This is a genomic window from Streptomyces longisporoflavus (assembly GCF_014649775.1).
Lineage (GTDB): Bacteria > Actinomycetota > Actinomycetes > Streptomycetales > Streptomycetaceae > Streptomyces > Streptomyces longisporoflavus.
Map to the genome: position 1 here is coordinate 201,437 of NZ_BMTR01000005.1, position 13,917 is coordinate 215,353.

Consider the following 13,917-nt stretch of genomic DNA (forward strand, 5'->3'; position numbering starts at 1 on the left):
AGCCTTGCCCTCCGTGGACTAGTGGAACTAGAACTGGTATCAGTTCTGAAACAGTGTCAGAAAGCGTGCCGCGCAGGCGGAATCCCGCAGGAGGCAGTCAGCCATGACCGAGATCGTGGAACACGGGCAGCTTTTCATCGGCGGGGAGCTGGTGGACCCGCACGGCAAGGACGTCATCGAGGTCATCTCGCCGCACACCGGCCAGGTCTTCGCGCGGGTGCCGCACGCCGCGCCCGCCGACGTCGACCGGGCCGTCGCCATCGCGCGCAAGGCGTTCGACGAGGGGCCCTGGCCCCGGATGACCCTCGACGAGCGGATCGAGGTCATCACCAAGATCAAGGACGCCTTCGCCGTACGGCACGAGGAGATCGCCCGCGTCATCAGCTCCGAGAACGGCACCCCGTACACCTCCGGCGTCATGGTGCAGGCCCTCGCCGCGATGATGGTCTGGGACTCGGCGCTCACGGTCGCGCGGAACTTCACCTACGAGGAGGAGCGCGACGGAGCGCTCGGCAAGATCCTCGTCCGGCGCGAGCCGGTCGGTGTCGTGGCGGCCGTCGTCCCGTGGAACGTCCCGCAGTTCACCGCGGCGGCCAAGCTCGCGCCCGCGCTGCTCGCCGGGTGCCCGGTGATCCTGAAGACCTCTCCCGAGGCGCCTCTCGACGCGTACATACTCGCCGAGATCGCCACCGAGGCCGGGCTGCCGCGGGGCGTCCTCTCGATCATCTCGGCGGACCGCGAGGTGAGCGAGTATCTCGTCGGGCACCCCGGCGTCGACAAGGTCTCCTTCACGGGTTCAGTCGGCGCGGGCAAGCGCGTCATGGAGGTCGCGGCCCGCAACCTCACCCGCGTGACCCTGGAGCTCGGCGGCAAGTCCGCCGCGGTGATCCTGCCGGACGCGGACGCGGCGTCCGCGGTGGCCGGCATCGTCCCCTTCGCCTGGATGATCAACGGCCAGGCGTGCGTGGCCCAGACCCGCATCCTCGTGCCGCACTCCCGCCACGACGAGTTCGCCGAGGCCTTCGCCGCCGCGGCCTGTGCGCTCAAGGTCGGCGACCCGCTCGACCCGGCCACCGAACTCGGCCCGCTCGTCGCGCGGCGCCAGCAGCAGCGCTCCCTCGACTACATCCGCATCGGCCAGGAGGAGGGCGCCAAGATCCTGGCGGGCGGCGGACGTCCGGCAGGTCTCGACGACGGCTGGTACGTGGAACCGACGCTGCTCGGCGGCGTGGACAACTCGATGCGCGTGGCCCGCGAGGAGATCTTCGGCCCGGTCATCTGCCTGCTCCCGTACGGCGACGAGAGCGAGGCCGTGAAGATCGCCAACGACTCCGACTACGGGCTCAGCGGCAGCGTCTGGACGGCGGACACGGAGCGCGGCATCGACATCGCGCGGCAGGTGCGCACCGGAACGTACTCCGTGAACACCTTCAGCCTCGACATGCTCGGCCCGTTCGGCGGCTACAAGAACTCCGGTCTGGGGCGGGAGTTCGGGCCCGAGGGGTACGGCGAGTACTTCGAGCACAAGATGATCCACCTCCCCGCGGGCTACGAAAGGGCGGGTGCCTGATGGGTGACCGCTGGCACGTCGAGGTGGACCGCTCCGTGTGCATCGGCTCCGGGATGTGCGTGATCACGGCACCGGGCGGGTTCGCGCTCGACACCGCCCGCCAGTCGCACCCCGCGGATCCCGAGACCGACGCCAACGAGAAGGTGCTCGAAGCGGCCGAGGGATGCCCCGTCGAGGCGATCACCATCGCGCTGTCCGGCAGCGGGGAGGTCGTCTTTCCGCCGGAGGACTGATGCCGCAGGTCTGGTCGGCCGGCATGGGCGGCACGGGCGGGCGGACTTTACATCCGCGACGGCGCCCGCACGTGCCCGTAGACGTCCTGTACGTATCGTGTTCGATCGAACAGGTGCGAACACGAATTTACCCATGCGTTCTGCATGCCCGATCGATGACATCCGTGACTGTCCGCCCCCTTTGCGGTCTGGAAATCTCAAGTCCAGACCACTTGGGGAGGGGACGGCGTGGACAAGCGGTACGAGGTCTACTGTCTGGCCGACAGGCATTTCTACGAGACTCCGGACCGTCTGTCCGTGGGCGGCAGCGCCCCCGAATTCGGGACGGCGCAGCGCCCGGTCCCGCAGGGATGGCGGTCGGCGCGCCAGGGCGACTGGCTGACCCTCGTCCCCGTCGACGAGGACGGGCACGCGAAGCCCGCGCCCCAGCAGGGGTGGAAGATCCACGTCTCCGCCACGCTCGAGAACGCCGACCGGATCGCCGCGGCGGTCTGGGACCACTGCGTGCCGCGCTCCGTCCCCTTCAAGTTCATCGCGGGACGGCCCCTGCTCCACCTGCGCAACAGCAAGTACGCGGGACGCGACGGCAGCGGGAAGTTCGCCACGATCTACCCCGCCGACGAGCACCAACTGCACTCCCTGTTGTCAGAGTTGGGCCAGACGCTCGCCGGATTCGAGGGCCCTTACATCCTCACCGACCTGCGCTGGCAGGAAGGCCCCCTGTACGTCAGGTACGGCGCCTTCACCCGCCGTATGTGTGTCGACGAGCGCGGCGGACTCGTTCCCGCGATCGAGGACGACCGGGGACGCCTCGTCCCCGACTCGCGCGACCCGGCCTTCCGGGTCCCCGAGTGGGTGACGCTGCCGCCGTTCCTCGAATCGCAGCTGGCGGCGCGCAACAACACGACGGTCACCGACCTGCCGTACCGCATGGAGAAGGCACTGCACTTCTCCAACGGCGGCGGGGTCTACGTGGGCACCGACACCAGGGACGGCCGCAAGGTCGTCCTCAAGGAGGGCCGGCCGCACGCGGGCCTGGCATCCGACGGGGCCGACGCCGTGGCCCGCCTGGAGCGCGAGCGGGACGCGCTGGGGAAACTGGCGGGCCTCGGCGTCGCGCCCGAAGTACGGGACTGGTTCGAACTCGGCGGCCACCGGTTCCTCGTCATGGACTTCCTGGAGGGCCGCACCCTCAACTCCTTCTTCGCGGACCGGCATCCGCTGCTGGTCAGCGAGCCGGACGCCGACGCCGTCGCCGCGTACACGGCCTGGGCGCTGCGCATCCACCGCGCCGTCGAGGAAGCCGTCGCGGCCGTGCACGAGCGGGGTGTCGTCTTCAACGACCTCCACATGTTCAACATCATGGTCGCGCCCGACGAACAGTCCGTGTCCCTGCTCGACTTCGAGGCCGCGACGCGGGTGGGGGACGGGGGCAGGCAGGTCGTGGCCCACCCCGGGTTCATGGCGCCGGCGGACCGCGAGGGCGTCGACGTCGACTCCTACGCCCTGGCCTGTCTGCGCCTCGCCCTCTTCCTGCCGATCACCACGCTCCTCGCCGTCGACCGCGGCAAGGCCGCGCACCTCGCGAAGGTGATCGCCGCCGAGTTCCCCGACGTGCCGCCGGAGTTCCTCGCCGCGGCGGTGGCGGAGATCGAGCGCGGCGGGGACGGCGTGACCCGCGGCGCGAGAAGCGGGGCGACGACCGGGGCGACGACCGGGGCCGCCGCACCGCTCGTCGACCTCGCCGACTGGCCCGCCGGGCGGGACTCGATGGCCAAGGCGATCCTCGCCTCGGCCACCCCGGAGCGCGACGACCGGCTCTTCCCCGGCGACATCGCGACGTTCTCCGACGGCGGCGGACTCGGCCTCGCGCACGGCGCCGCCGGAGTGCTCTACGCCCTCGCCGAGAGCGGCGCCGAGCGCTACGAGGAGGGCGAACGCTGGCTCCTGAAGCACACCGAATCCGCCCCGACCGGCACGCCGCTCGGACTGAACGACGGACTCGCGGGCATCGCCCACGTACTCGAACGGCTCGGCCACCGCACCCGCGCGCTCGACCTGATGGAGAGCGTCCTCCAGGAGAACTGGCAGCGGCTGCCCTCCGATCTGAACGGCGGCCTCGCCGGACTCGGACTCGCCCTCGACTCCCTCGCGCACCGCACCGGCGAGGAAGCACTCGCCCAACACGCCTTGCGCGCGGCCGAGTTGATCGGCGAGCGGCTCACCGCCGGGCCCCCGCCGAAGGGGCGGCCACGAGCCGGCCTGCTGCACGGGGACACCGGCCCGGCACTCCTCTTCCTGCGGCTCTACGAGAGGAACGGCGACCCCGCGCTTCTCGACCTGGCGGCGCGCGCCCTGCGCGCGGACCTCGACCGGTGCGTGGCGCGGCCCGACGGCAGCCTCGGAGTGGACGAGGGGTGGCGCACCATGCCCTACCTCGGCGACGGCAGCGTCGGCATCGGCATGGTCATCGACGACTACCTCGCGCACCGGGACGACGCCGGGTTCGAGGCGGCACGGCCGGGCATCCTGGCCACCGCACGCTCACGCTTCTGCGTACAGCCGGGCCTGTTCCAAGGGCGGGCCGGACTGCTCCTGCACATCAACCGCAGCACCGCACCCGGCATCACGCCGGGGGACGTCGCCGCGCAGATCGAGGGACTGGGCTGGTTCACGATGCCGTACGCGGGCCACATCGCCTTCCCCGGCAACCAGATGCTCCGTCTCTCCATGGACCTGCACACCGGAACGGCGGGCTGCCTTCTCGCGCTCGCCGCCGCCCTGGGGGACGGCGGAGCACACGTCCCCTTCCTGCCGCCCTTGCGGCGGCCCCAGAGCCGGTCCCGCGAATCCGCGGGGTCGTGACACCACCCATAAGGACATCTACGTCCCCAAATGAGAGGGAAGATCATGGCGCTTCTCGACCTGCAGAGCATGGAATCCGAAGAGATGACCGGTGGCGGCCACGGTGGCGGCGGCAGCAACGTGAGCCTGCTGCTGTGCTGGAGCGACGCGAGTGTCCTCCTCTGTCTCTGATGTGTCTCTGATAACGGCCCGTGCCGTCTGACCGGCACGCCGTGAGGGACCGGGCGGCGCCTCTCCCCAGAGGCACCGCCCGGGTCCGTCCGCGCCGTCCGGACCCGGGGCGCCGCGGCCGGCCCGTCGCGGACGGGAGAGGCACGGGCGGCCGATGTATCCGCTCTGCGGCACCGGCCGCTCGCCGGCCGTCGCCCCGACCGCTCCGGTACGACCGCTCCGGTACGGCCGCCCTGTCCCCGGACACCCCGCCGCGGACGGCTGCCCCGGGCGCTCCGCCCGGCCACTGCCAGACGGACGGCCGTCACGTGGCGCTCCGTCCCGGCCACGAGGAACGCGAGGACCCGGACCGTATGGCGACCACCACCCGCCCGCCGCGACCCGACCACGACGCCGGCCTGCTGAAGGCCGTGACCCGCCACAACGCCGCCCGCTGCGCGGCCCTGGCGCTGTGCAGCATCGCGGGTGCCGGCGCCGCCCTCCTCCTGCCGTTCGCGATCGGCCGCGCCCTGGACGCCGTCCTCGCGGGACACGCCGCGGGCCACGTCGGCGCCGACGCCGGCCGCTGGATCCTCCTGTGCACGGCGCTCGTCGCCGCGAGCGCACTCCTGGACGCGCTCGACGGCGTCCTCACCGGAACCACCAACGCCCGCGCCACCGCCTGGCTGCGCGGCCGTGTCGGACGCCATGTGCTGGGCGTCGGACCCCGCGCCACCGCGCGCTTCGCCCCCGGCGACCTGGTGGCACGCCTTGTCGACAACGCGGCCCACGCGGGCGTCGCGCCCGCCACGCTCGCCGCCCTGCTCGCCGCCCTGGTGGCGCCCGTGGGCGCCGTGGCCGCCCTCGCCCTGATCGACGGCCGGCTCGCCCTGGTGTTCATCGCCGGGGCACCCGTCCTCGTCCTGCTCCTGCGGGCGTTCGTGCGGGTCTCCTCCGACTGCGTGGCCCGCTACCAGCAGGTCCAGGGGGACATCGCGGGCCGCCTCGGCGAGGCGATCGGCGGGGCCAGGACCGTCGCTGCCGCGCACACCGAGGACAAAGAGGCGGAACGCGTCCTCGGCGCGCTGCCCGAACTCTCCCGGCAGGGACACCGCATGTGGCGGGTCCAGGGCCGCTCCCAGGCGCAGGCCGTCGCGGTCGCGCCGCTGTTGCAGATCGCGGTCATCGCGGTCGCGGGCCACCTCGTCGTCCAGGACCGCATCACCGTCGGCGAACTGCTGTCCGCTTCCCGGTACGCCGTGCTCGCCACCGGCATCGGGATGCTCGTCGGCCAGCTCGGCGGCCTTGTACGAGCGAGGGCCGCGGCGCGGCGCCTGGGGGAGGTGCTCGCGGAGCCCGCGACTTCTCACGGCGGCGCTGAACTCCCGCCCGGCGACGGCCTGTTGGAGCTGCGGGGGATCAAGGCGGTCCGCGGCGGACGCGCCGTCCTCGACGGCGTCGACCTGACGGTCCCCGCGGGCAGCACGCTCGCCGTGGTCGGCCGCTCCGGCGCGGGCAAGTCGCTGCTCGCGGCCCTCGCCGGGCGGCTCGCCGATCCCGACGAAGGAGACGTACGCCTGGACGGCATCCCCCTGCGCTCCCTCAGCCACCAGGAGCTGCGCCGCGAGATCGGCTACGCCTTCGAGCGGCCCGCGCTGCTCGGAGCGACCCTGGAGGACACCATCGGCTTCGGCGCCCCGCGCCCGGCGCCGGGCCGCATCCGCGAGGCGGCCCGCGCGGCCCGCGCCGACACGTTCGTCACCCGCCTCCCCGACGGCTACGCCACGCTCTGCGCCGACGCGCCCCTCTCCGGAGGCGAGGCCCAACGCCTGGGCCTGGCGCGGGCGTTCGCGCGAGGCGGCCGGATCCTGATCCTGGACGACGCGATGTCGAGCCTGGACACGGTGACGGAACACCACATCGCCGAAGCCCTCCTCCACCACACCCCGCACCGCAGCCGCCTGATCATCGCCCACCGCGCGGCGACGGCGGCCCGCGCGGACGTGGTCGCCTGGCTCGACGGCGGCCGGATCAGAGCGGTGGGCACGCACGCGGAGCTGTGGAAGCGGGCGGAGTACAGGAAGGTGTTCGGCGAATGAGTCATCCCGCGCTGTCCCCGACCCCGCTGGGCACCTATCGCCGGGGTGTCCGCTTCCTGTGGCGCAGGTGGCCGGTACTGCTGCGGCTCGCGCTCTGGTCCGTACTGGAGACCGGGCAGACCTTCCTCACCGGGTACGCCCTCGCGCGCGCCCTGGACGACGGGTTCCTCGCGGGGCGCGCGGCGGTGGGGTTCGGGTGGCTCGGCGGGGCCGGGCTCGGTGTGCTCGTGGCCGCGTACGGCACGGGGCGGGTGTTCCGCGCGGTCGCCGACCTGGTGGAACCGCTGCGGGACAGCCTGGTGCGGCAGGTCGTCGGCCGGGGGCTGCGGGACGCGGACAGCGGCTCAGTGTCCCGGCTCACCCAGCAGGTGGAGATCGCCAGGGACACGTTCGCGGGCCTCATTCTCGTCTCCCGCTCCTTCGTCTTCACGGCGGCGGGCGCGCTGATCGGCCTGTTCTCGCTGGCCCCGCTCCTCCTCCTGGTGGTCGCGCCGCCGCTGTTCGCCGGTATCGCCCTGTTCGCGGCGAGCCTGCGTCCGCTGGCCCGGCGCCAGGAGCGGTTCCTCGTGGCGGACGAGGCGATCGCGACGCAACTGGGGGCCGTGGCACCGGGGTTGCGCGACATCGCGGCGGCGGGTGCGGAGCGGGACGTGGCGGGAGAGCTGGACCGGGCCGTCGCCACCGAGTACGCGGCGGCGGGCTCCCTCGCCCGCTGGGGCGTCCTGCGCACCGCCGCCCTCGTCACCGGCGGCCAGCTCCCGCTCGTCCTGCTCCTCGCCACGGCTCCCTGGCTCCTGAACCGCGGGGTGACGCCGGGCGCCCTCGTCGGCGCGATCGCCTACGTCACCCAGGCCCTGCTGCCGGCCCTGAACAACTTGATCCACGGCCTCGGCACGAGCGGCTCCCGCCTGGCCATAGTCCTGCGCCGCCTGACCTGGACCCCGCCGCCGACCGCCCCCGAGGGCGTCGCGGACAGCGGTACGGACCCCGGTGCGGCCCCGGCCGGGCGCCCCGCCCCCGCCCTCCAGCTCTCCTCCGTCACCTTCGCCTACGGCCCCCTCGCCGAACCCGTCCTGCGGGATCTGTCGCTCACCGTTCCCGGCGGCGGGCACCTCGCGGTGGTCGGGCCGAGCGGCATCGGGAAGTCGACGCTGGCCGGGCTCGTGGCCGGGATGCTCGAACCCGGCAGCGGTGTCGTACGGGTGGACGGGCGGGACGTGCGGGGGCCGGATGCCGTCGGGCGGCGGGTGTTGATACCGCAGGAGGCCTACGTCTTCAGCGGCACCCTGCGCGAGAACCTGGAGTACCTGCGGGGGGACGGCGTCGGGGACACGGAGTTGCTCGCCGCCGCCGACGCCGTCGGGCTCGGCGGGGTCATCGAGCGGCTCGGCGGGCTCGGCGCCCCGGTGGACCCGGCCGCGCTCTCCGCGGGCGAGCGCCAGCTCGTCGCGCTGACCCGCGCCCATGTCTCGTACGCGCCCCTCGCCCTGCTCGACGAGGCCACCTGCCACCTCGACCCGGCGGCGGAGGCCCGCGCCGAGCGGGCGTTCGCCGCGCGGCCCGGCGGCACCCTCGTGGTCATCGCCCACCGCATCAGCTCGGCCCGCCGCGCGGACCGGATCCTGGTGATGGACGGCTCGCACACCGAGTGCGGCAGCCACGAGGAGCTCCTCGAAAGCTCCCCGCTCTACCGCGAACTCTCCGGCAGCTGGGGCCCGGCGAACGGAACGTCACACCCAGCCCTCGACCCGCGAGATCCTTATCGCGTCGATCCTGTTGCGGGCCCCGGTCTTACGGGTGATGGCGGCCATGTAGTTGCGCACCGTCCCGTTGGTCAGATGCAGACGGTTCGCGATCTCGGCGACCGGCGCGCCTCCGGCGGCGAGCGCGAGGACCAATAACTCCCGGTGCGTCAGCGGCATCTGAGCCGCTTTCAGGAAACCGAAGCCCAGGGAATCGTCCACGAAACGCAGACCGGCCGCCACCTGCCTGATCCCGGCGAGCAGCCGGTCCGGCGGGCTCGCCTTGTCCACGTAACCAAGGGCGCCGGCCTCGGTGCAGCGCCGCAGCAGCCCCGGCCGGTTGCCGGAGACCAGGACGAGCAGCGGGCTGCCGAGACCGCCGGTCACCGGATGGGACTGCTCCCCGAACTCCGCGGACGCGTACGACGAGTCGCCGTCGGGGTCTACCACGCAAACGTCGGGCCGTACATCGCCGATACGGTCACGGGCTCCCCGCCACGGTGCGTGGAACACCTCCAGGTCCGGTTCGCGGGCGAGGCGTTCGGCCAGAGCCGACCGCAGCAGACAGGCATCATGCACGAGAAGAACCCGGATCACGTTCCGATCCTCCAGCTCTCCGCTTTTGGTCCGATGGCTTCGTACAGCACGTAGACCATTCATAGCCGCGCGACCGCCGATAGGGACCCGGAGATCTGGCCAAGCGCGACCAGAGGAGGCTCAGGGGCGCAAATGTCAAGCGTGTGTGCGCCCCCTGTGCAACTGTTCAGAGGTTGTGTTCGAGTCGCGGCGGACGACGCGCCGAGCGATTGCGGCGGAGTGTTACGCGGTCTCGGGAGACGTCAGGTCGATCAGGCGGCACACCATCTCGATGTCGATCTTGACCTGCGCGATGGACGCCCGCCCCGAGAGCCAGGTGATCAGCGCGGAGTGCCAGGTGTGCTCGATGACCCGGACCGCCGAGAGCTGCTCGGGCGTCGGCGCGTCCGCGAGGCCCATCGCGTCCAGGATGATCGCCGTGGTCAGCCGCGAGACCGTGTCCACCTCGGGGCTCACGGAGCGATCGGCGAAGGTCAGCGCCCTGACCATGGCGTCCGCCAGATGCGGCTCGCGCTGCAGGGCGCGGAAGGCCCGCATCAGGGTCTCGGCGCAGCGCTCGGCGGGAGTCTCGCCGGCGGGCGGTCGCTTGCGGATCGTGGTGTGCATGTGTTGCAGCTGGTCCTGCATGGTGGCGACCAGGAGATGCACCTTCGAGGGGAAGTAGCGGTACAGCGTGCCGAGCGCGACGCTCGACGACTCGGCGACCTCACGCATCTGCACGGCGTCAAACCCGCCCCGGCTCGCGAGCTGGGCGCTGGCGTGCAGGATGCGGCGACGGCGCGCCTCCTGCCGTTCGGTCAGGGGCGGCGACGCCGGATCAGCTGCTGCGACTTCCGCTGGCTTGGCTTCCGCTGTCATATGTCCCGTTGTTCCGTGGTCTCGGTCCGTCGTCCCGGTCCGGCTATGTGGTGGGCCAGCATGGCAGGGGACCTGTCGTGGCGCGAATCACCTGATCCGGGCCTTACAGCGCGGCTACCTGCCGGTAGATTCAGACCTCGTTCAGCGATCATTCAACGATCAAGTCTGAAACTTGTTCTAGATTACCGTCCCGGCGTAACCTCGCGGACAACCGCAGGCAGAAGGGGGCCGAGAGTGACCGCTGAGGCCATGGAGGCGGGCCCCCGGACGGGCCCGCAGGGCTCCGATGGTGACCGACCGTTGCGCATCGCTCTCCTCACGTACAAAGGGAACCCGTTCTGCGGGGGGCAAGGCGTCTACGTACGTCACCTCTCACGCGAGCTGGCCCGCCTCGGGCACAGCGTCGAGGTGATCGGCGCGCAGCCCTACCCCGTCCTCGACAATGCCGCCGAGGGTCTCGAAGGCCTCAAGCTCACCGAGCTGCCGAGCCTCGACCTCTACCGCTCGCCCGACCCGTTCCGCACGCCGAAGCGCGACGAGTACCGCGACTGGGTCGACGCGCTCGAAGTGGCGACGATGTGGACCGGCGGCTTCCCCGAGCCCGCGACGTTCAGCCTGCGCGCCCGCCGTCACCTGCGGGCACGGCGGGGCGAGTTCGACGTCGTGCACGACAACCAGACCCTCGGCTACGGCCTGTTGGGCGACATCGGCGCCCCGCTCGTCACGACGATCCACCACCCCATCACCGTGGACCGCCGTCTCGATCTCGACGCGGCGGACAACTGGCGGCGCCGTATGTCGGTGCGCCGCTGGTACGCGTTCACGCGCATGCAAAAGCGCGTCGCCCGCCGGCTGTCCTCCGTGCTCACCGTCTCCGGCACGTCACGCCAGGAGATCATCGACCACCTCGGCGTACGCGGCGACCGTATCGACGTCGTACACATCGGCGCCGACACCGACCTCTTCTCGCCGGACCCGGCGGTCGCCGAGGTACCGGGCCGGATCGTCACGACCTCCAGCGCGGACGTCCCGCTCAAGGGCCTGGTGTACCTCGTCGAGGCGCTGGCCAAGGTCCGCGCCGAGAACCCCGCCGCGCACCTCGTCGTCGTCGGCAGGCGCGCCGAGGACGGCCCCGTCGCGCAGGCGATCGAGAAGTACGGCCTCGCGGACGCCATCGAGTTCGTCAAGGGCATCACCGACGAGGAACTGGTGGACCTGGTCCGCTCGGCCGAGGTCGCCTGCGTGCCCTCGCTCTACGAGGGCTTCTCGCTCCCCGCGGCCGAGGCGATGGCGACGGGGACGCCGCTGCTCGCGACGACCGGCGGCGCGATCCCGGAGGTCGCCGGCCCGGACGGCGAGACCTGCCTGGCCGTGCCGCCCGCCGACCCCGGCGCACTCGCCGCGGGCCTGAACCGTCTGCTCGGCGACCGCGAGCTGCGGGCGCGCCTCGGCGCGGCGGGACGCGAGCGGGTTCTCGCCAAATTCACCTGGGCCCGAGCCGCTCAGGGCACCGCAGAGTTGTACCGCGCGGCGATCGCCGGAAAAAACGCGGCCCCGCAATCCGGCCGCCCCCCGGCCACCACCCCGACGTACTCCGGGAGCCATCGCTGATGCTGACCGTCGACTTCACCCGCTTCCCGCTCGCCGCCGGCGATCGCGTCCTGGACCTGGGCTGCGGCGCGGGCCGGCACGCCTTCGAGTGTTACCGGCGTGGAGCCCGGGTGGTGGCCCTCGACCAGAACGGCGAGGAGATCCGCGAGGTCGCCAAGTGGTTCGCCGCGATGAAGGAGGCGGGCGAGGCACCGGCCGGCGCGACCGCCACCGCGATGGAGGGCGACGCGCTCAACCTCCCCTTCCCCGACGACTCGTTCGACGTCGTGATCATCTCCGAGGTGATGGAGCACATCCCCGACGACAAGGGCGTGCTCGCGGAGATGGTTCGTGTGCTCAAGCCCGGCGGCCGCATCGCGGTGACGGTTCCGCGCTACGGCCCGGAGAAGATCTGCTGGGCCCTGTCGGACGAGTACCACGAGGTCGAGGGCGGTCACATCCGCATCTACAAGGCGGACGAACTGCTCGGCAGGATGCGCGAGGCGGGCCTGAAGCCGTACGGCACGCACCACGCGCACGCCCTGCACGCGCCGTACTGGTGGCTGAAGTGCGCGTTCGGCGTGGACAACGACAAGGCGCTGCCGGTGCGGGCGTACCACAAGCTCCTGGTCTGGGACATCATGAAGAAGCCGCTGGCGACGAAGGTGGCGGAGCAACTGCTCAACCCGGTCGTGGGCAAGAGCTTCGTGGCGTACGCGACGAAGCCGCACCTGCCGAAGTCCGAAGCGAAGACCGACGCGAAGTCCGAAGCGAAGACAGACGCAAAGACCGACGCGAAGACCGACGCGTGACGAGCCCGGAGCGGACGGAACACCTGGTACTGCCGGGCGTCCTGACGGCGGATCAGGCCGCGCGTACGGTCCGGGGCATTCTGGCGGTCCAGCGCGAGGACGGCGCGATCCCGTGGTTCCGCGGCCACCACCTCGACCCCTGGGACCACACCGAGGCCGCCATGGCCCTGGACGCGGCGGGCGAGCACGAGGCGGCGGGTCGCGCCTACGACTGGCTCGCGCGGCACCAGAACCAGGACGGTTCCTGGTACGCGGCGTACGCCGACGGGGACCCGCACGACGTGACGGACCGGGGCCGCGAGACGAACTTCTGCGCCTACATCGCGGTGGGCGTCTGGCACCACTACCTCTCGACCGGCGACGACACGTTCCTCGACCGGCTGTGGCCGACGGTGGTGGCGGCCGTGGAGTTCGTCCTCACCTTGCAGCAGCCTGGCGGCCAGATCGGCTGGAAGCGCGAGCCGGACGGCGAGCCGGTCAACGACGCGCTCCTGACGGGCAGTTCATCGATCTACCAGGCGCTGCGGTGTGCCCTCGCGATCGCCGAGCAGCGCGAGGAGGCGCAGCCGGACTGGGAACTGGCGGCGGGCGCCCTCGCCCACGCCATCCGCAGCCATCCCGAGCGGTTCCTGGACAAGGACCGCTACTCGATGGACTGGTACTACCCGGTACTCGGCGGCGCGTTGACGGGCGCGGAGGCCAAGTCCCGCATGAAGGAGGGCTGGGACCGCTTCGTCGTACCGGATCTCGGCGTGCGCTGCGTCATTCCCAACAACTGGGTGACGGGCGGCGAGAGCGCCGAACTCGCCCTATCTCTCTGGGTGTTGGGGGAATCCGACCGCGCCCTGGAGATCCTCCAGTCGATCCAGCACCTGCGCGACCCGGAGACCGGCCTCTACTGGACGGGCTACGTCTTCGACGACAAGGCGATCTGGCCCGAGGAACTCACCACGTGGACGGCGGGCTCCCTGCTGCTCGCGGTGGCGGCACTCGGCGGCGACGAGGCCACCTGCGCGGTGTTCTCGGGAGAACGCCTGCCGGTGGGCCTCGCGCCGGAGTGCTGCGTGCCTGCCGCGGGGGATCAGTAGCGGCGGAGCCGTCCCGCGAGGGCGTGCCCGATGAAGACGTAGACGAGGGCTGCCAGGCCGTAGCCGCAGACGACCCGTGCCCAGGCTTCGTCGAACGTGAACAGGTCGTGCGACCAGCCGGCGAGCCAGCGGGCCGCGTCGTGGATGAACTGGACGAGGTCGTTGGCGCGGTTCGCGTCCAACAGGTACATGAGGATCCACAGGCCGAGGATGATGGCCATCACGTCCGCGACGATGACGATGACCCTCGCTGCGGTGCTGCCACGTGCTTGTCGGGTGGACATGGAACCCGAATACCTGTTTTCGCTTGGAT

At 71.9% G+C, this 13,917-nt stretch carries 11 protein-coding genes and 1 pseudogene; 9 read left to right on the forward strand and 3 right to left on the reverse strand.

The window, feature by feature from the left end; translation table 11 throughout:
- The first annotated feature begins 103 nt into the window (after nt 1-103).
- From IE226_RS12360 to IE226_RS12385, 6 genes are all read left to right on the forward strand, one after another.
- Complete coding sequence (locus tag IE226_RS12360) at nt 104-1,570, forward strand: aldehyde dehydrogenase (RefSeq protein WP_190081172.1); 1,467 nt, start codon at nt 104-106, stop codon at nt 1,568-1,570.
- Nucleotides 1,570-1,803, forward strand: coding sequence for a ferredoxin (locus IE226_RS12365; RefSeq protein WP_190081173.1), 234 nt, complete (start codon nt 1,570-1,572; stop codon nt 1,801-1,803). Before IE226_RS12360 ends, IE226_RS12365 begins: the two co-directional genes overlap by 1 nt.
- Before the next feature lie 228 nt (nt 1,804-2,031).
- Nucleotides 2,032-4,668, forward strand: a complete 2,637-nt coding sequence (gene lanKC, locus IE226_RS12370) for a class III lanthionine synthetase LanKC (RefSeq protein WP_190081174.1) — start codon at nt 2,032-2,034, stop codon at nt 4,666-4,668.
- Between the two features lie 45 nt (nt 4,669-4,713).
- Nucleotides 4,714-4,839, forward strand: a complete 126-nt coding sequence (locus tag IE226_RS12375; RefSeq protein ID WP_190081175.1) for a SapB/AmfS family lanthipeptide — start codon at nt 4,714-4,716, stop codon at nt 4,837-4,839.
- Between the two features lie 353 nt (nt 4,840-5,192).
- Nucleotides 5,193-6,917: an ABC transporter ATP-binding protein gene (locus IE226_RS12380; RefSeq protein ID WP_190081437.1), complete on the forward strand. Its 1,725-nt coding sequence runs from the start codon at nt 5,193-5,195 to the stop codon at nt 6,915-6,917.
- Entirely contained in the window at nt 6,914-8,818 is a 1,905-nt protein-coding gene (locus tag IE226_RS12385) for an ATP-binding cassette domain-containing protein (RefSeq protein WP_190081176.1), read from the forward strand. Before IE226_RS12380 ends, IE226_RS12385 begins: the two co-directional genes overlap by 4 nt.
- Here IE226_RS12385 and IE226_RS44070 read toward each other — a convergent pair.
- Nucleotides 8,732-9,319 (reverse strand): annotated as a pseudogene (locus IE226_RS44070) (LuxR C-terminal-related transcriptional regulator); the annotation flags it as partial. The gene IE226_RS12385 and the pseudogene IE226_RS44070 sit on opposite strands and share 87 nt — an antisense overlap.
- Before the next feature lie 159 nt (nt 9,320-9,478).
- Nucleotides 9,479-10,114, reverse strand: a complete 636-nt coding sequence (locus tag IE226_RS12390) for a TetR family transcriptional regulator (RefSeq protein ID WP_190081177.1) — start codon at nt 10,112-10,114, stop codon at nt 9,479-9,481.
- A gap of 234 nt (nt 10,115-10,348) precedes the next feature.
- On the opposite strand from IE226_RS12390, the gene IE226_RS12395 reads away from it, so the two are divergent.
- Genes IE226_RS12395 through IE226_RS12405 form a run of 3 tightly spaced genes read left to right on the forward strand, consistent with a single transcriptional unit; the run spans nt 10,349 to nt 13,604 of the window.
- A complete protein-coding gene (locus IE226_RS12395) occupies nt 10,349-11,725 on the forward strand; it encodes a glycosyltransferase family 4 protein (RefSeq protein WP_190081178.1) in 1,377 nt (458 codons plus the stop codon).
- Nucleotides 11,725-12,516 (forward strand): class I SAM-dependent methyltransferase, encoded by a 792-nt coding sequence (locus IE226_RS12400; protein WP_190081179.1) that lies wholly within the window; start codon nt 11,725-11,727, stop codon nt 12,514-12,516. Before IE226_RS12395 ends, IE226_RS12400 begins: the two co-directional genes overlap by 1 nt.
- Entirely contained in the window at nt 12,513-13,604 is a 1,092-nt protein-coding gene (locus IE226_RS12405) for a glucosidase family protein (RefSeq protein ID WP_190081180.1), read from the forward strand. Before IE226_RS12400 ends, IE226_RS12405 begins: the two co-directional genes overlap by 4 nt.
- Here IE226_RS12405 and IE226_RS12410 read toward each other — a convergent pair.
- Complete coding sequence (locus tag IE226_RS12410) at nt 13,598-13,888, reverse strand: hypothetical protein (RefSeq protein WP_190081181.1); 291 nt, start codon at nt 13,886-13,888, stop codon at nt 13,598-13,600. The genes IE226_RS12405 and IE226_RS12410 overlap by 7 nt on opposite strands.
- Nucleotides 13,889-13,917: the final 29 nt, after the last annotated feature.

Bases quoted from the DNA above. Each gene is read 5' to 3' on its own strand.
- IE226_RS12360 (WP_190081172.1), top strand. From the start codon at position 104: ATGACCGAGATCGTGGAACACGGGCAGCTTTTCATCGGCGGGGAGCTG.
- IE226_RS12365 (WP_190081173.1), top strand. From the start codon at position 1,570: ATGGGTGACCGCTGGCACGTCGAGGTGGACCGCTCCGTGTGCATCGGC.
- IE226_RS12375 (WP_190081175.1), top strand. From the start codon at position 4,714: ATGGCGCTTCTCGACCTGCAGAGCATGGAATCCGAAGAGATGACCGGT.
- IE226_RS12380 (WP_190081437.1), top strand. From the start codon at position 5,193: ATGGCGACCACCACCCGCCCGCCGCGACCCGACCACGACGCCGGCCTG.
- IE226_RS12385 (WP_190081176.1), top strand. From the start codon at position 6,914: ATGAGTCATCCCGCGCTGTCCCCGACCCCGCTGGGCACCTATCGCCGG.
- IE226_RS12390 (WP_190081177.1), bottom strand. From the start codon at position 10,114: ATGACAGCGGAAGCCAAGCCAGCGGAAGTCGCAGCAGCTGATCCGGCG.
- IE226_RS12400 (WP_190081179.1), top strand. From the start codon at position 11,725: ATGCTGACCGTCGACTTCACCCGCTTCCCGCTCGCCGCCGGCGATCGC.
- IE226_RS12410 (WP_190081181.1), bottom strand. From the start codon at position 13,888: ATGTCCACCCGACAAGCACGTGGCAGCACCGCAGCGAGGGTCATCGTC.